The sequence below is a fragment of the Bacillus sp. RC242 genome, from assembly GCF_044908245.1.
In the GTDB taxonomy this organism is placed as follows: domain Bacteria; phylum Bacillota; class Bacilli; order Bacillales; family Bacillaceae_G; genus Bacillus_A; species Bacillus_A mycoides.
In genome coordinates this window covers 136,584-154,092 of the sequence record NZ_JBIYCZ010000002.1, presented here as the reverse complement: position 1 = coordinate 154,092, position 17,509 = coordinate 136,584, and the positions used below count along the sequence as shown (strand labels likewise).

20 protein-coding genes and 1 pseudogene are annotated in these 17,509 nt (G+C 33.7%); 16 read left to right on the top strand and 5 right to left on the bottom strand.

The window, feature by feature from the left end; genetic code table 11:
* Positions 1 to 138: 138 nt before the first annotated feature.
* Positions 139 to 468, bottom strand: a pseudogene (locus ABH957_RS04530) (ATP-binding protein); the annotation flags it as partial.
* A gap of 129 nt (positions 469 to 597) precedes the next feature.
* On the opposite strand from ABH957_RS04530, the gene ABH957_RS04525 reads away from it, so the two are divergent.
* From ABH957_RS04525 to ABH957_RS04515, 3 genes are all read left to right on the top strand, one after another.
* Positions 598 to 1,071 carry a DUF4188 domain-containing protein gene (locus ABH957_RS04525; RefSeq protein ID WP_002128099.1) on the top strand — a complete coding sequence of 158 codons (474 nt, stop codon included), beginning with the start codon at positions 598 to 600 and terminating at the stop codon, positions 1,069 to 1,071.
* Between the two features lie 191 nt (positions 1,072 to 1,262).
* Positions 1,263 to 2,183 (top strand): class I SAM-dependent methyltransferase, encoded by a 921-nt coding sequence (locus ABH957_RS04520; RefSeq protein WP_404453130.1) that lies wholly within the window; start codon positions 1,263 to 1,265, stop codon positions 2,181 to 2,183.
* Positions 2,184 to 2,250: 67 nt separating this feature from the next.
* Complete coding sequence (locus ABH957_RS04515; RefSeq protein WP_016127259.1) at positions 2,251 to 2,385, top strand: hypothetical protein; 135 nt, start codon at positions 2,251 to 2,253, stop codon at positions 2,383 to 2,385.
* Positions 2,386 to 2,473: 88 nt separating this feature from the next.
* Here ABH957_RS04515 and ABH957_RS04510 read toward each other — a convergent pair whose 3' ends face one another.
* A complete protein-coding gene (locus ABH957_RS04510; RefSeq protein WP_404449915.1) occupies positions 2,474 to 2,911 on the bottom strand; it encodes an Lrp/AsnC family transcriptional regulator in 438 nt (145 codons plus the stop codon).
* 142 nt (positions 2,912 to 3,053) lie between these two features.
* Between ABH957_RS04510 and ABH957_RS04505 the strand changes: the two genes are divergently transcribed.
* The 11 genes from ABH957_RS04505 to ABH957_RS04455 all read left to right on the top strand — a co-directional run bounded on the left by ABH957_RS04505 (position 3,054) and on the right by ABH957_RS04455 (position 13,190).
* Positions 3,054 to 3,635, top strand: a complete 582-nt coding sequence (locus ABH957_RS04505) for a DJ-1/PfpI family protein (RefSeq protein ID WP_404453133.1) — start codon at positions 3,054 to 3,056, stop codon at positions 3,633 to 3,635.
* 216 nt (positions 3,636 to 3,851) lie between these two features.
* Complete coding sequence (locus tag ABH957_RS04500; protein ID WP_404453136.1) at positions 3,852 to 4,487, top strand: LysE family translocator; 636 nt, start codon at positions 3,852 to 3,854, stop codon at positions 4,485 to 4,487.
* Between the two features lie 536 nt (positions 4,488 to 5,023).
* Positions 5,024 to 5,527, top strand: coding sequence for a VOC family protein (locus tag ABH957_RS04495; RefSeq protein ID WP_404453139.1), 504 nt, complete (start codon positions 5,024 to 5,026; stop codon positions 5,525 to 5,527).
* Positions 5,528 to 5,683: 156 nt separating this feature from the next.
* Positions 5,684 to 5,923 (top strand): hypothetical protein, encoded by a 240-nt coding sequence (locus ABH957_RS04490; RefSeq protein WP_404453142.1) that lies wholly within the window; start codon positions 5,684 to 5,686, stop codon positions 5,921 to 5,923.
* Between the two features lie 65 nt (positions 5,924 to 5,988).
* Positions 5,989 to 7,101, top strand: coding sequence for an aminopeptidase (locus ABH957_RS04485; protein ID WP_404490827.1), 1,113 nt, complete (start codon positions 5,989 to 5,991; stop codon positions 7,099 to 7,101).
* Between the two features lie 271 nt (positions 7,102 to 7,372).
* Entirely contained in the window at positions 7,373 to 8,611 is a 1,239-nt protein-coding gene (locus ABH957_RS04480; RefSeq protein WP_404453147.1) for a DUF4073 domain-containing protein, read from the top strand.
* A gap of 21 nt (positions 8,612 to 8,632) precedes the next feature.
* Positions 8,633 to 8,896: a hypothetical protein gene (locus ABH957_RS04475; protein ID WP_113709891.1), complete on the top strand. Its 264-nt coding sequence runs from the start codon at positions 8,633 to 8,635 to the stop codon at positions 8,894 to 8,896.
* The gene (gene cuyA, locus ABH957_RS04470) at positions 8,883 to 9,878 is read left to right on the top strand and encodes a D-cysteate sulfo-lyase (protein WP_001046600.1); all 996 of its coding nucleotides are present in this window, start codon (positions 8,883 to 8,885) and stop codon (positions 9,876 to 9,878) included. The genes ABH957_RS04475 and cuyA overlap by 14 nt, the downstream gene beginning before the upstream one ends.
* A gap of 134 nt (positions 9,879 to 10,012) precedes the next feature.
* Positions 10,013 to 10,642: a class I SAM-dependent methyltransferase gene (locus ABH957_RS04465; protein WP_404453151.1), complete on the top strand. Its 630-nt coding sequence runs from the start codon at positions 10,013 to 10,015 to the stop codon at positions 10,640 to 10,642.
* Positions 10,643 to 11,179: 537 nt separating this feature from the next.
* Positions 11,180 to 12,625 (top strand): L,D-transpeptidase family protein, encoded by a 1,446-nt coding sequence (locus ABH957_RS04460; protein ID WP_133116657.1) that lies wholly within the window; start codon positions 11,180 to 11,182, stop codon positions 12,623 to 12,625.
* A 349-nt stretch (positions 12,626 to 12,974) separates the two neighbouring features.
* Positions 12,975 to 13,190 carry a hypothetical protein gene (locus ABH957_RS04455; RefSeq protein ID WP_193665134.1) on the top strand — a complete coding sequence of 72 codons (216 nt, stop codon included), beginning with the start codon at positions 12,975 to 12,977 and terminating at the stop codon, positions 13,188 to 13,190.
* A gap of 345 nt (positions 13,191 to 13,535) precedes the next feature.
* Here the strand turns inward: ABH957_RS04455 and ABH957_RS04450 are convergent, their stop codons facing one another.
* Both ABH957_RS04450 and ABH957_RS04445 read right to left on the bottom strand, forming a co-directional pair.
* Positions 13,536 to 14,909: a sensor histidine kinase gene (locus tag ABH957_RS04450; RefSeq protein ID WP_404453154.1), complete on the bottom strand. Its 1,374-nt coding sequence runs from the start codon at positions 14,907 to 14,909 to the stop codon at positions 13,536 to 13,538.
* Entirely contained in the window at positions 14,906 to 15,580 is a 675-nt protein-coding gene (locus ABH957_RS04445) for a response regulator transcription factor (RefSeq protein ID WP_219303061.1), read from the bottom strand. Before ABH957_RS04445 ends, ABH957_RS04450 begins: the two co-directional genes overlap by 4 nt.
* Positions 15,581 to 15,756: 176 nt before the next feature.
* Between ABH957_RS04445 and ABH957_RS04440 the strand changes: the two genes are divergently transcribed.
* On the top strand, positions 15,757 to 16,227 hold the full coding sequence (locus ABH957_RS04440; RefSeq protein ID WP_002128054.1) for a hypothetical protein: 471 nt from the start codon (positions 15,757 to 15,759) through the stop codon (positions 16,225 to 16,227).
* Positions 16,228 to 16,247: 20 nt separating this feature from the next.
* The gene (locus tag ABH957_RS04435) at positions 16,248 to 16,571 is read left to right on the top strand and encodes a PepSY domain-containing protein (RefSeq protein WP_002161193.1); all 324 of its coding nucleotides are present in this window, start codon (positions 16,248 to 16,250) and stop codon (positions 16,569 to 16,571) included.
* A 147-nt stretch (positions 16,572 to 16,718) separates the two neighbouring features.
* On the opposite strand, the gene ABH957_RS04430 is transcribed toward ABH957_RS04435, so the two are convergent.
* The gene (locus ABH957_RS04430) at positions 16,719 to 17,390 is read right to left on the bottom strand and encodes a hypothetical protein (protein ID WP_061674497.1); all 672 of its coding nucleotides are present in this window, start codon (positions 17,388 to 17,390) and stop codon (positions 16,719 to 16,721) included.
* Positions 17,391 to 17,509: the final 119 nt, after the last annotated feature.

The window sequence follows — 17,509 nt, the reverse complement described above, 5'->3', positions numbered from 1 at the left end:
TACCTCTTTCCTATGAGTGAACTCTATTGTGTAAAATTGAGCATATAGAAGTAGATTATTTTATTATTATATACCATGTTCGGCGCCTAGAGGAAGTATTTGCATAATAATCTATGATTATGTGATTCTTATAGTCTCTTATTTTGGGATAGGGGACAAATCTTCAGCAAGATGAACAATTTCTTCTATAGTAGATTTTACATCTTTACTATCGCGAATAACAAACAAATAATCAGCCTCATTTTCTACAGGATCTACCACATCTTCATGCAGTGATTCGGCCTGTTGGCGATTGAGTACCTCTTTGAAACTAGAATAGTTACCTCTAAATATATTTGTACTTCGCTTGCTACGAGTCACTCTTTCATAAAGAACATCATCTGGGATGTCAAAATGAACTAATATGCGTACATATTCCTCTTCCTTAAACAGCTCATTCAGCAAATACATTCGTCCGTTTCGGCTTCTATATACCCTTTATTGTTAAATACGGCCTTTCATAATCTGTGTTAAATTAATTGGAAAATTCAGGGGGGAGTGTTATGGTTTATTTGGGAGCTGTACATTATTTATGTTCAGTAAAAAAGGGGGATTAAAGTGGGGGCTAAAATTTTTAACGGCAGGCATATAGCCAATAGCAAGGATCAAGAATTTGTTGTTTTTATTATTGGTATGCGTATTAATAACCTATTAAAATTTTGGAAGTGGATACCAGTTTTTAATGCTATGGGACCTATGATTAAAGAATTGTATCAAAATCCACAATGGGGTTTCTTACATACAGAATTCTTATTTAGTTGGAGAAAAGTAATCCTAATTCAATACTGGAAGGGATTCGACGAATTAGTAAACTATGCTCACGGAAAAAATCATTCATATGCTTGGAAATCGTACAATAATAAGATTAAAGATAATGGGAGTGTCGGTGTTTTTCACGAAACCTATCAAATAGAAAAAGGTGCTTCTGAAGCAATCTATGTTAATATGCCAAAAACAGGTTTATCTAGAGCTACCGAACACATACCGGTATCTCAAGATACTAATACTGCTCAAAAAAGAATGAATAAATAATTCGGAAAATTGTGTATATAATTTCGATGTTCCTGCCGGAGAATATACAAAGTGTCGGAGTGTTAGCGGGCTGAAAACTTGACAAAAAAACTTATTTATGCTATAATTTAACAATGTAAAAATAAAGTGTATAATAGGGTTCTCCTGGCCAGGGGGGACCCTATTTTTGTTGTGGAAATGAAGGAGAGTGTATGTGCGTGAAAAAAGGTGAAGCAAGTGTAACGTCGTTAGTATCAGCTTTCGGAAGGGCGTATCATAGTGAATTTGATAGTTCTAAAATCTTTGATGATTATGTAGCTAAAGATCTTATTTCACAAAAAGAACGTAATGATATTGAAACGAACATGGTTCAAGGAATACATTTTTTTAATAAAGGCATTGCACAGCAGTTTCAAGACAATCCGAAAGAAATTTTAAAATGGATTACACAAGTTCAATTATCACCAACACCTTTGGCACGCGCGGCATATTGTGAAAGAGTGCTATTACATGAAATTGCATTAGGCGCGAAGCAATACGTCATACTCGGTGCAGGCTTAGACACGTTTAGTTTTAGACACCGAGAATTAGAAAATAAAATAGAAATATTTGAAGTGGATCATCCTTCTACGCAAGCGTTTAAAATACAAAGAGTGAAAGAATCAGGTCTAGAAATTCCAAGCAATCTTCATTTTGTTTCGATGGATTTTACTAAGGATTTCTCTAAGCAAAAATTAGTAAATGAAGGATTTGAAAATAAAAAGACTTTCTTTAGCCTTTTAGGTGTTACGTACTATTTAACAAAAGAGGAACTTTCCAGTTTAATAGAATGTTTATTCGAGATGGTTCCAGAAGGGAGTTCTATCGTTTTTGATTACCCTGATGAAAACTTATTTACGGAAAAAGGATTATCCAATCGAGTTGAAAATATGATAAAGATGGCTGAGATAGGCGGGGAGCCGATGAAATCGTGTTTTTCTTATACCGAAATGGAAGCACTATTAGAAAAGGCGGGCTTACTCATTTATGAGCACTTATCACCAGAGGATATTAATAAACTATATTTTGAGGGACGAAACGATTATTTAGAAGCTTTTGAGACGGTGCATTATGTGCATGCGGTGAAGAAGTAGAGAAGTAGTAGGCATGGGGAGGGATCTCTGTGTCTTTTTTTTGTAAAAAAGGAAATGAGGTGTAGTGATGGGAAGTAATAAGCATGTTGCTATTGGAAGTAGAGGGATTGTGAAGAATAATTTAAATGTTTATATAGGGGGAAGTGCACATCGTTACCCAGCTAATAAAAATGGGTTACCCAAAAACGATAAAAATGATTAGAGACCCTGATTTTTATACAGTCAAAAAATCAGGGCTATTTTTAAAGGATTATTGAGTAAGTAATAGTTAATTGATTGTGCCAGTATTTTTATTTTTCACTAATAAAGGGAGCAATTATTTTTTTTTCATAAGAAGATAACACGATATTCGTTGATGGTGTACCATATTGCATTGTATCATCAATAAATTGTTCTAAACTTTCTACAGAATACGTTGCTAATTTGACAATATAGCTAATTTCCCCTGCTACTCTGTAACACTCAAGTACATCTGGATGATTATAGCAAAAGTTAGCTAATGATTTACAATCCTTTGATTTAAACAATATAAGTGCAGAAATTGGACGGTTTATTTTTTTTAGAGAAACATGTGCATGGTAACCTTCAATAATTTTTTGCTCCTCTAACTTCCGTACTCGCTCAGTTACTGACGGAGCAGATAAGTGAACGGCTTCTGCTAGATCCTTCATTGAAATTTTTGCATTTGACTGTAATAATCCCACGATTTTTTTATCAATTTGATCCATAAATTATCCAACCTTTTTTTATAAAATAGAATAACCTAAATTCCTTATATAATAAAGCCAAACAATCAAATATCCTTATCAAACTTATTTATCAGCCTTATATATTTGTATAAAATAAGGATAACGGGAGGCGATTTACGATATGAAAAAGGTTTTATTATTATTAGCTGATGGATTTGAAGCAGTAGAAGCTAGTGTATTTACAGATGTACTAGGTTGGAATAAATGGGAGGGAGATGGATCAACTGAGGTCGTAACAGTTGGCCTTCGGAATAAATTAACCTGTACTTGGAATTTTACTGTCATACCCGAAAAAACGGTTGATGATATTCAATTAGATGAGTTTGATGCATTAGCTATTCCAGGAGGTTTTGAAGAAGCTGGCTTTTATCGGGATGCATATAGTAGAGAATTCTTACATGTTATTCAACATTTTTATGCCCAGCAGAAGCCTATTGCCAGTATATGTGTCGCATCATTAGCGCTTGGAAAAAGCGGAATTCTTACAGATAAAAAAGCCACCACATACAGTCATCCGACGAGTAAACGAAAAGAGCAGTTAAAGAATTTCGGTGCAATAGTACAAAATGATTTAATCGTTCAAGATGGAAACATTATTACATCTTCAAATCCAGGTACAGCTTTTGATGTTGCATTTTTATTACTTGAAAAACTAACATCTAAAAAGAACGCTAAACATGTAAAGGATCTTATGGGGTTTTAGGCATTGCTCTTCAACAAAGGGGTACTTGGAGTATTTTAAAATATCTTAACGAACATGGTCCAAAAGAGTGGTCATCTAATTGGGTGACTGCTCCAGATAAAAGAGAATGGAAATAATCTGTAATAACAGATGGTAATGAATCGATCAAAGGTAAGTGCCCTTTTCATGCATAATTTAATAAAAAGAATAATAATTGATTAAAATAGGAGAATTTTTATGATTGTAACACTCTTTACATATATATTGTTAGGCTTATCTTTATCAATACCTGCAGGTGCTATGACTGTCCAAATGACTAAACAAGGAATGAGAAATGGTTTCGTACATGGTTGGTTTGTAGGTATAGGAGGAATGACTGTAGATTTATCTTTAATAGTTCTGATTTATCTAGGGTTCTCTAGTGTATTAACCAATCCGTGGGTAGAAGCAGTTATGTGGTTACTAGGTTTTGGGTTTTTAATGTTTATTGGAATAGAAAGTATTAAAGAAGCAAAGTCAGAAGTTAACATAGAGGGAGAAGATCCTAATAAATCTTTATTAACAGCTTATTTATCTGGTTTTATGATTGCTATATCACCGGCTAATATTGTCTTTTGGATAGGGGTCTTTGGGCCGGTTCTAGTTTCTTCATTAGGTAGTGCAAGTACATCAACATTTATATTAATAGCTGTAGGTATTTTATTAGGTATCTTTATGCATGATATGGTCTTATTAAGCTTTGTTCATTTTACTAGACGGTTTCTAAATCCAACCTTTATTAAAGGGGTATCTATATTTGCCGCAATAGTACTATTCGGATTTAGTGGTTATTTTGGTTACGAGTTTATAAAACAAGTAATTACTTTTATTTAAAAAGCATAACTCTTATAAACTTAAATATGGTAGTTGAAATATAGATGAAAAAGATACGCATTTTAAACCTAAACGCAACGTAATTGTAAATATGTTATATTACGTAGGCATCCCCTCAAAAATTTTTTGATTCCTGGGGGAGGGTTAAATTCCTTACACATAGCCTTTAAAAAAGAAACAACCTTTACTATAATTGACGGTGTATGAACTTAGCTTGATAGTGATGGGGTAATTGCACATACCTATTTACTGAAAAATATTAACTAACTCCAAGAGTCAAAAGCGCTATTCTTACTAAAAGAATAGCGCTTTTTTATTATTTTAGTATGATTTCATCTGAATGTATTGGAGATTTCTCCTGCAAAAGTAGTAGAATTTTTATTTGAATTTACTACCTCAGTTGGATTTATCATATTTCAATTTCGATAGAATAGTAAATAGGTATATTGGATATGGAGATAAATTACAATGATTATACATACTTCAGATTTAGAATTACAGTAACTACTTAACTAATAAAGAAAGGAATAAGCAGAATGATACAGAACATATATGAAACACATTTACATGTAAGAGATTTAGAAAAGGCGATAGATTTCTATCAAAATAAGTTGGGGTTAGCATTAGCAAGAAAACTATCCAAAAGAAAGGTGGCCTTCTTTTGGGTAGGAGAAAGTAAAAAGCAAATGCTTGGATTATGGGAAGTACATAATATTGAAGATTTTGAGATAAAACACTTTGCTTTTGGTGTAGATTTAGAATTTCTAAAGTCTTCTAAATTGTGGTTAGAGAATCGTGGAATAGAAGTGGTGGGAAGCCAAGGGAAAGGAAATCAAGAGCCAATTGTCCAAAGGTGGATGCCAGCTGCAAGTGTATACTTTCTGGATTGTGATGGGAATAAATTAGAGTTTATTTCTATGTTACATGATAATCCAGATGAATTAGAATACGCATCTTATTTAAGTGAATGGGATGCGGAGCACCTGGCTAAAAAACAGGATTCGTTCAACGAAAAAGTAAATATCAAGCACAAGAATTAATTCCTTTATGTGTATGGCTTAGTCGTACTCCATTCAGCGGTACACTTTCTTCAACAAGTTTCAGCTAACCTTTGAACTCAAAAGATACGTTCAGTACAAAAAATTGCTATTGGAAGTAGGGGATTATGAAAAAAAATCAATGTTTATATAGGGGTAGTGGCGGCTGTAAGCATTTTTATCCTTTCAATTGTTTTTCTATATTTTAACCCTTACAGCAATCAAACACTTAATAAGGAACTATATATCACTGTATTTTTCATGTTTTTGCTTCCTTCTTTTTTAGCAGTAATTGCGGCAGTTGCAAGGAAAAAGGATTTTATGATTGCTTGTAGCATTTGGTTGTTACCAGGAACTTTTTATTTTGGTGTAGCGGTGATTCCGGCTGTTTGGAATTAATATATTTTATTTCTAATTGTTTATTGTGTATCTATTGTTTGGATGAAAAAGGGGTGAAGAGTCTCATGAAGCGAGAACTATCGAAGTTAGCGGATGTACTAGTCAATCATTCAACTAAAGTGCAGCCCGATGATCAAGTATTGATTCAAAGTGTTACTGAAATAGATCCCGCAGTAGTTCGTGAAATTATTAAGTTTGTGGAAAAAGCAGGGGGATACGCACATGTATCAATGCGTGATGTTTCTGTTACAAGGCAATTGATTCTATCAGGATCTGAAGAACAATTTAAGTTATTTGCAGATTGGGAATGTTACCGCTTAAGTAAGATGCAAGTATATATTAATCTCCGTAGCCCTAGAAATGCATATGAATTAGCAGATGTGCCAGCAGGAAAAATGAAGTTATATCAAAAGATATTTGGAAAAGCTCATAGTGAAGCAGTGTATAAAACAAGATGGGTGACAACTCGAATTCCGAATGCGGGGTCTGCGCAAGAAGCGAATATGAGCACTGAGGCTTATGAAAAATTTTATTATGATGTATGTACGTTAGATTACAATAAAATGTCGAAAGCAATGGAGCCATTAAAAGAATTAATGGAAAAGACAAAGCAAGTTAGGATTATTGGAGAAGGTACGGATTTGAATTTTTCAATTGAAGGAATTGGCGTTTTAAAAGGAGATGGAACGGATGATATACCTGATGGTGAAGTGTATACAGCACCTGTTAAAAATTCAGTAAATGGAGTAATAACGTTTAACACAGTATCTGTTCAACAAGGTTATGCGTTTCAAAATATAAAGTTACATGTCAGACAAGGGAAAATAATAGAGGCATATGCAAATGATACAGAGCGAATGAATCGAATTCTTGATACGGATGAGGGAGCAAGATATATTGGAGAATTTGCACTAGCTTTTAATCCTTACATATTACACCCAATGAATAATACGTTATTCGATGAAAAAATAAATGGTAGTTATCATGTAGCAATTGGAGATTCGTTACAAGGTGCAGATAATGGGAATAAATCAGCGATACATTGGGATTTAGTAAACATTCAAAGGCCAGAGTATGGCGGGGGTGAAATTTGGTTCGATGACGTACTGATAAGAAAAGATGGACGTTTTATTTTACAAGAGCTGTTCAGATTAAATGAAGAAAATTTGAAGGGGTAAAGTGCTTTATTGAGAGTGTGTAAAGTAGATTAAAATACAACATATTAAACGAAGCGATTTATCGCGTAACTATACATTCATTTAATATTAGTAGGTTAACTGAAAAGATAGCTCCATGAGGAGTGTAAAAACGACAAAATCTCTTAAAAAACAATTAATTTTTAACGTCATCTATCTTTACAATCCCTCCTTATAATTTGAATTGGGCAAGCATCTAAGAGAAAGCAGAACATGTCAGTTTATACATTTTATTATTAGGGGGAGAAATTGTATGAAAAAGGTAGTTGCTTCGTTAGCCGTTATGGCAGTGTTATTACCAACGTTTTCGATGAATGCTGAGGGAAAAGAACAAGCACAAGCACGAAAAACAGCGACGATGTTTAATGTTATTAGTGACATTCAAGGGGATTTATCGGATTTTGATCACGTATTAAAAGATATGAACAAAGTGACGCCGCTATCTAGAGCACTTATTATGAATGGGGATATAACGTCAAAAGGACAGCAATCACAATATGATGATGTGAAGCGTGTGTTAAACCAAAACAAGCATCCGGAAAATGTATGGTCGGCTATTGGGAACCATGAGTTTTACGCTGGGAAATGGACAGCTGATGGAAAGTTATCTCAAAGTACATGGCCAAACGGTGTAGCAGAAGATACGCTATTTAATCGATATTTGAAATTTAGCGGACAAGAAAAGGTGTACCATAAAAAAGAATTAGATGGTTATCCACTATTATTTTTAGGGACAGAAAAATATATGAGGTACCATGATTCAAAAATGTCAGATCAAGTGTACTTAAGTGAGGAACAATTAGGTTGGCTGAAACAAAATTTAGAAGACTACAGTCAAAAAGATAAAAATAAGCCGATTTTTATTTTTTCTCACCACGTTTTACCTGATTCTGTATCTGGTTCAAGACAATCACCGTATTTAAATGACTATTTAAACGTGGATAAATTGTACGATATATTAAAAGATTACCCGCAAGTTGTCTTTTTCACGAGCCATACGCACTGGGATTTAAATTTACCAGACTGGGCTGGTAAAAAGAAAATTGCAGGCGGAGATGAAAAAGGATTTACAGTTGTAAATACGGGCGGCATTGAAACAGGATGGAGGTCAGCTGGTCCAAATGGCGGCGAGATTCATGCTCCGGATGGATCTTCTTTTAAACAAGGGTTGCAAGTGAAAGCATATGGTAACGATGTTGTCGTAACGGCTTACGATTATAAACGTGATAAAGGTATAAAGAACTTATTAATTAGTGATGCAAAAATTGCACAAATGGCACCAGATGTAACGGCTGATGATAGTAAAAACGTAATCGTTGGTGCAACAGAGTATATGGAGTACAATGTAGAAGGAACGAATGAGTGGTACACGTACAATAAAGCGAATCCTCCAAAATTTGATGGGAACAAAATTGTATACGTACGCCATAAAGGCGAAATGAATTTAGAGCCAGGATTAACGCAGCTTCTTCGTTTTTCGGTAAATAAGTGATTGGTAAGGGCCTACTTCTTAATGAGTGGGCTCTTTTTATTTTGTCGTTTTTTATCGGCAAGTCGATATATTTTAAGTATCGGTCGATATAATTTGAGAATCGCTGATATAAATTTCATGTACCGTATTGAAGTTAAAATCGTTAATGCAATTTCATGCACCGAAACGAAATTCCCTACATTTTTAATCCAGAAAGGTGACTTCATCATTTTTCCATGTAATAATAGTATGGTTACATTTACTGTGAAAGAGTATAAAAGGAGCGTTATTGATGAATTTAGCTAAATTTCCGAGAAAAAAATATACAGAATCATATACACCAATTGAAAAATTAAACAATTTTTCTGAAGCACTTGGTGGGCCAACTATTTATTTTAAACGAGATGATTTACTTGGTTTAACAGCTGGCGGTAATAAGACGAGAAAGTTAGAGTTTCTAGTTGCGGATGCACAGGAAAAGGGTGCAGATACGTTAATTACAGCTGGTGGTATTCAGTCAAACCATTGCCGTCTAACACTTGCAGCTGCGGTAAAAGAAAAAATGAAATGTATTCTTGTGTTAGAAGAAGGGCTTGAGCCAGAAGAAAAGCCAGACTTTAACGGAAACTATTTCTTATATCATTTATTAGGTGCTGAAAACGTAATTGTTGTGCCAAACGGAGCAGATCTTATGGAAGAGATGCATAAAGTAGCGAAAGAAGTTAGTGAAAAAGGTAATACACCATATGTAATACCAGTTGGTGGATCAAATCCTACTGGTGCAATGGGATACATTGCTTGTGCGCAAGAAATTATGGCTCAGTCATTTGAGCAAGGAATTGATTTCAGTTCAGTTGTTTGTGTAAGTGGTAGCGCTGGTATGCATGCTGGTTTAATTACTGGCTTTTCCGGAACGCAAAGCAAAATTCCTGTAATCGGAATAAATGTAAGTAGAGGAAAAGCGGAGCAAGAAGAGAAAGTAGCAAAACTTGTAGATGAAACTTCAGCTCACGTTGGTATCCCAAACTCTATTTCACGCGAAGCAGTTACATGCTTTGATGAATATGTAGGACCAGGATACGCTTTACCAACACCAGAAATGGTTGAAGCAGTACAGTTACTTGCGAAAACTGAAGGTATTTTACTTGACCCAGTTTATACAGGTAAAGCAGTAGCGGGACTAATCGATTTAATTAGAAAAGGTAAATTTAATAAAGAGGACAACATTTTATTCGTACATTCAGGTGGTTCACCAGCTTTATATGCGAATACATCTCTGTTTGCGTAAGTGTGAAAAAGCATTGGATATCCAATGCTTTTTGTTTTAAATTAATGTTGAAATTTGATACAATTTCGTGAATATGCGATGATTTTTCAACATTCAATGGTGAATAACGATATATATATATAGGAGATTGATGTATGACAGAATTTTGGGAAGCAAGTTTTATAGAAAATCAAATGATGTGGGGATTTGAACCTTCAGATTCCGCAATTTTGACGAAGGACATTTTCCTTGAAAAGAAAGTGAAGGATATATTGATTCCTGGTATTGGGTACGGTAGAAATGCGAAGGTTTTTATTGATAACGGAATACATGTAACAGGTATTGAAATTTCAAAAACGGCGATTGAATTGGCGAGGGCAAATGAACTCAATGCTAATTTCTTCCACGGTTCAGTTACGGATATGCCTTTTGATAACAAACTGTATGACGGTATATTTTGTTATGCACTTATTCATTTGTTGAATAAGGATGAGAGAGAGAAGTTTATTAAAGATTGTTATAGTCAGTTAAAACCAAACGGATATATGATTTTTACTACTATTTCTAAAGATGCCCCAATGTTTGGGAAGGGGAAACAACTTGGTAAAGACTACTTCGAGATAATGGAAGGGGTAAAAATGTATTTTTATGATGTTGACTCGGTACAACAAGACTTTGGAAAATATGGACTGATGGAAACTACGGAAATTGTGGAGCCACATAAAAATATGGCAAGTAAACCTCCATTTAAATTTATAATGATCAAATGTCAAAAAACACTATAATTACAATTGTGTAAAAAATAGTGAAAGGTTACTTAATAAGCTGGTTGAGTAAGCGATTCACTCATTGTTCTTTAAAGGCGAAGTAAGGGGAGTCAAATGGCGTCCCTTACTTCGCTTAATTTAGGTTTAAAACATGTTTTAAACTTCCAACGAATTATTTGTTATATAATGGAATTATTGAAGCGTGAGAGGGGTGATTATATGAGTACAACATTAAGAGGGGTCATATACACAATACTCATTATTTCTATAATATTAATAATTTTTTTAGGTTACGGATTATATTTGTATTTTAAGTGAAATGATAACCGAACCAAAGGGAAATAAAATAGTACTTAACTTTTTCAGATTTTTTGTAATGATTCACTACTTGTAAGGGATTATTCAGTGTGTCTTTCTATTAAAAAGTCTAAATTTAATCAATTAAATGCGATAAAATCTTTTTAAAAATAATGAAATTTTAGGAAAAATAAGGTACACTAGTCAATGGTTTTAGTTTAAAATCGATTGACGTTAATGTATACGGGGGAAAGATTGATGAACAATAATCCAATAAATGAATCAGTTGAAGAAGTTGAGAGAAAACGAGTAAGATCAAGCAAACGTTTTACAAATTGGAAGCTTATTGCAGCGGGTGTTGGTGTAATTGTACTTCTCATTGGAGGAATGAGTTATTATCAGGCAACTCACTTCAATTCAAATGTTACGATTAATGACACAAAAGTCGGTGGTCTGAACGCTGATCAGGCAATACAGAAATTAAAAACATCTGGACTAGAAAACAAAGTCTATGTTGATCAACAACAAATTTTAGATGAAAAAGATACAAAAACGGAACTTACGGAAAAAGATTTGCCTCAAGTTAAGAAACTATTAAAAAGCCAGTGGACATTTTTCCCTTCCTCAAAGGAAAAAAAATATTCAGTGCTACCGGAAAAGGCGGATCAGTATCGTAGTGAAACGATGAAAAAACTTGTAGAAGAAAAGCTCATCTCTATGAATGAAAAACTACAAGCGCCTCAAGATGCTATGGCGAAGCTGGAACAAGGAAAAGTTGTTATTTCGAAGAGCGTTGATGGAAAACAGTATGACGTTACTAGTCTACTGAAAGATTACGACAAGCAGAAGTATAAAAGTGAAATTCATCTGAAGTCTACATACATACAGCCTATTAAAGAAGACGATCCGATTGTTAAAAAAGAGGAGAAAGCACTACAGAATCTTCTTGGGCAGTCAGTTGAATATAAAGTGCAGAATGAAGTGTATCCTTTAAAAGCGAAAGATTTAATTCAAAATGCCTCTATGTCAAAGGATATGAAAGTTACAATCGATGCGAGCGACATTAAGAATAAGATTGCTGAAATTAATAATGCTAAATCAACATTAAATAAAAATTTCAGCTTTAAAACCCATTCCGGTTCGGTCATATCAGTAAAAGGACAAGGCTACGGCTGGGCACTAGATGTTGAAAAAGAAACAAAACAAGTTCAACAAGCTTTTGAAAAGGGTGAAAAATCGCTATCTGCTTCTAATATCCATGGAAATGGTTGGGAGAAGGAAGGTATCGGTTATGAAACAACATCGAATAATGGCATCGGAGACACGTATGCGGAAGTTTCAATTGCAGATCAACAAATTTGGATTTATAAAGATGGGAAATTAGTCGTCACAACAAATGTAGTAACTGGTAAACATAGCACGAGTGAAGATACATCACCAGGTGTGTGGTACGTTCTATATAAACGAACACCATACACGCTGAAAGGCAGCGCAGTAGGTAAAGCTGATTATGCAGTTAAAGTAGATTACTGGGTTCCATTCACAAATAGTGGCCAAGGATTCCATGATGCAGGCTGGCGAAAAGACTGGGCAAATAATGCTTATTTAACAGGGGGATCAGGCGGGTGTGTAAACCTTCTTCCTAATGTTGCAAAAACTGTATATGATAGTTTGAACACTAATGATCCAGTTATTGTGTACTAGAAAATAGCTACGTATCAAAAAATAAATAAAGTAGGAAATCTTATCTGATGGTACATGAAAAAACACCTCTTGAATTCGCATATTTAGTGTGCAAATTCAATGGAGGTGTTTTTGTTTGAAAACAAGAGTTCATTGCCTATAAGAAACGAAGTAGAAAGAGATTGAGATGATAAATAGATATTCAAATAGTCAATAAAATTGACACTGAATATCATTTTCATTTATTATGAAGTCGTCACATGTAATTGGACATGATTTTTGTGAAAAAGTTTACTTTTTTATTAATATAATAGATTTCTATTAAGGTGTCCCATTTAAGAATTAAAACGTAGGAAAGGGTAAAATAAAAATGAACTGGAAAAAAGGCGGATTATGGATTATTATTTTTTTCATTGTAAAAGGTACGATTTCTACACTTTTAATAGTTACAGGTGCTAAATATTTTGATTTATCATTTATGCAACTTTTCATACTAATACTGATCTTATTACTGATTTCTCTCATAAGTCGAAAATTGCTGCATAGACATAAACAAAACAAAAAGCAAAAAGAGCTAAATATATAATGAAGCCCCAGAGACCTTTGGATTTCTGGGGCTTCATTATATATTTAGCCTCTTACTATTTGTGGAAAGTAAAACTCCCAGCTCAAAATTTAGGTGGGTACAGAAGTTTGTTGGGAGCTGATTAAAGTCATGATCTATGTTGATTAGAATATTTCAGATTGTTGAATGGTATACTTGGAAAATAGATTTAAGTAGATGGTTTTATAAAATCTCATATATAGCTAAAAAGAGTAACTCCATTTTGATCGCTTTTTTTCAAAATGGAGTTTTTGTATTTACTTTTAAATAAGGACTGAAGAGAGCTTTTTAATCAATCTGTATTCTAAAGCTAAAACCGAGCATACATTATGCTCGGTTTTCAATTGGTAGTTTAAATGTAAAAGTACTGCCTTCTCCTAATTCACTTTCAACGGTAATTTCTCCTCCGTGTAGTTCTATAATCCATTTTACCATCGACAATCCTAAACCTGTGTTTCCATTGTTTGAAGATGTTCGTGCTGCGTCAACTCGATAGAAGCGGTCCCATATTTTCACAATATGCTGCTCGCTGATGCCTATGCCATTATCGGAGACTTTACCTATTATGTTGGTTTCATCCCGGAACAGTTGCATATTCACAGTGCCGTTCGCTTTGCTATAAGCAATCGCATTCGTTAGTAAATTCATTAATAAACGCATCATCAATGTTTGATCTGCTTTAATAAACAGGTCTTCCTCTATATGTGTTGTTATATTAATCGAAGCTTCTTGAACCATTAATGAAAGCTCTTCTACAACGATTTCCGTTAATTCACTCATATTGATACATTCAAATTGAAAAGTATTATGCTTTTCTTGGTCAACTCGTGCTAATAATAAGAGTTGCGAGATTAACGCGGACATTTTACGCGATTGCCTTAAAATTACTTCTAACGATTCTTCCATTTCTTTCGGATTATTCCTCTGCGATAAAGCGTATTCGCATTGCGAAATAATAACAGATGTTGGTGTTCTTAATTCATGAGATGCGTCAGATGTAAATTGTTTTTCACTTTCGAATGATGTCTCCAATCGCTCAAACATTTTGTCAAAGGTTTGTGCTAAATGATACATTTCGTCTTTCGATGAACCTTGTAAATTAATTCTCTTCGAAAGGTCTTTACCATCACCAATTTCACTGGCTGAATCACTCATTTGTTGCACAGGTCGAAACGCTCTTTGCGTAATAAAATATCCTCCCACTGCCGCAATGAGAATAAGTAATGGAAATGAGATGAGTGTTACCACAATAAGCGTATTCATGGTCGATGATAATTGATTCATGGTCATTATGCCACGAACCCAGACTTGCTCATCGCCGCCTACATTATGGAGAAAATCATATACTATCCATTCCTTATTACCGTCTTTAATGGTTTGTATTTCATCGGATTTAAGCGATACCTTTTTATTAAAGGTTGTTGGATTATGTCCTGCCATCAGCTCACCTTGTTTACTATAAATGATGATATTTACTCCATCTTCTAAGGCCTCAAATTCATCGTCAATCTTTAACTGTCCATGCTTATATTCGATATCTTCAATGCTTTCTTTTACTGTGCTCTTCAATTGATTTTTCATATTAAAAAGCAAAACTTTATCTGACGAAGTTAAAATAAAAGCTAACACGAGTGCCATAATAATTACAACTAGCCCCGTATACCATAGGGTCACTCTCATTTTTATTGATAGTCTTTTCATGATTCTACTCGCAATACGTAACCAGTTCCTCGTACTGTATGAATTAACTTCGTTTCAAACTGGCTATCAATTTTTTTGCGAAGATAGCGGACGTAAACATCAATAATATTCGAGCCACCTTCATAGTCGTAATTCCACACATGTTGCTCAATTTTATCTCGTGTCAACACAACGTCTTTATTACGAATCATATATTCTAAAATAGCAAATTCTTTACTGGAAAGATTGATAACTTGATCTCCTCTTGTTACTTTATGCATATTGCAATCCACCACTAGGTCAGCGATTTCAAACACATTAGATGTATTTCCTGTTTTTCTTCGCATCAACACTCGAATTCTTGCTAACAGCTCATCAAAAGCAAAGGGCTTTACTAAATAATCGTCCGCACCTAAGTCGAGTCCTGTTACGCGATCATCAATTGTATCTTTAGCTGTAAGAAGCAAGACAGGAGTTGTATTATTGTCCGCACGTAATCTTTGTAATACTTGTAAACCATCTATTCCGGGAATCATAATGTCAAGCACAATCAAATCGTAGGTAGCCATGCTTATATAATCCAAAGCATCTTCTCCATTCCCACATCCATCGACACTATAATATTCTGCATTTAATCGTTTTACCAATATATTTTGTAAGTCTTTTTCATCTTCGACAATAAGAACTCGCATTAACATTCTCCTTTTCTTCTTATTTATATGTATCACTATAATTCCGAAACATTAAAGAAAGATTAGAAACTATTTAATTATATCATTTTATTTTTTTGCGCATTAATCTTCCTTTAATGTTTGTTCAGTAATATAAGGACATGGATAAGGTGCACATGTAAAGGGAGGAGAACATAATGGGAAAATGGATGATGATTGGAGCAATGTCTTGTTTATTCTTAACAGCTTGTTCTACTCAAGCTGATAACGATACAGAAATACAACAACTGAAAGTAGAAAACGATACATCACAAAAAGAAGGTACGCAACTACAACAAGAACCACACAAAACAGGGCCTGCTATGAATGATACTAAGCAAACACAAGATTTCAAAAACGAAGTCACATCTATTGTAGAAAAGGCAAATAATACGAAACCAGTTGGAGCAAAAGAAGATAACTTAAATACGTACTTAGCAGCAAAAAAAGAAATTGACCAATTAGATGACAAGATAGATCTATCTGATGATCAGCTAGAAGCAGATTTTCACGCTGGAACGATAACTGTTGAACAATATCAAATACAAGAAAGAGAACAAGATATACTTGAAGATCAATTAGAGCAAGCAGAAAATGTACTTGAAGCAAGATTTGGAATAAATGATTAATTATTAAGGAGTGGATGGAAATGTTAAAACATAAAAAGAAAATAATTATAAGTGTAATTGCTATTTTAGTAAGTGGTATTGCTATTGTTGGTGGATATTATGGTATGGGCTACAATTATGCGAAAAAGAATGAAAACTATACAGAGAAACAAGTTCGTGAAATTTCTTTAGCTCATACAAATGGAGAAATTATTAATGTGAAAAAAGAATTCGAATTAGAAGATGACAACTTAGCTCAATCTAAATTTGAATATGAAGTGGAAATCAAGACACCTGAGAATCTATTAAATATTTTAAAGGTTAGTGCTAGAACAGGTACAATAGAAATCAATAATGAAGATTAAAAAATTATCGACAAATAAAATATCGCGTATTTGAAAAAATCCAATAAGCTGCCCATATGGACAGCTTATTTAAATAATTCTCGTTAGCGGAAGTAAAAAATGCTACTTATTTAACATTAGCACTCCGTTAGTTTAAGAACAATTGAGTTAATAAATATATCTAAAAGTCTCATATTCGCCATAATTGATAACGGTTTTAAATTCTCCTCCACCATTTTTATCCTTTAAAAAAGCATCCATCTTATCATCTTTAATATTGTAATGTCTCTTATTCAGAAAGCCTACACTTCGGATTGTTGGATGTTCTAAAATTGGTGATAAGTCACCATCTAACACATTAGTATCAACAAATCTAAAGTCAATTAGATTAGGGAAATGATTTAAAAAATTCAAATTCTCAAGATTACCGCAAGAATTAAGGCACAGAACCCGAAGATTCTTCAGAGAGAATAATTCTTCATTTGGTACAAATTTCTTTGATTGATTAATATGTAAATATTCTAGCGTATCGGCTAATCCAGACAAACCAAAATCATTTTGTAATTTAGTACAATAATGTAATTCTAAACGCTTTAATTTATTCATTTTTTCTACCCCAAGGAAATCGTGTATATTGGACCAGTTTAATTCTAAATAGAGGAGATTTTCTGGCATACCCAAAAAGTTGCCAAGCTTATTTTTTTTATGATACCAAAAAGTTAAATACTCAATATTTTCAAGCTGCATCTCATTAAATTTATCTTCTTTTAAGTTTAAGCAAGCCTGAAGATCATCTGGTATTTGTTCAAACCAAATTGTGTTATTTCTCCAGTTATCCATTTTGAATCGCCCCTATATTCATCATTATTTCTTCTATCTTATCATTTGGACTTATTAAACTAAACTACCGGCTAGCTAAATAAAGAAAAATGAATTTCATTGCTATAAAAGCCTCTAAT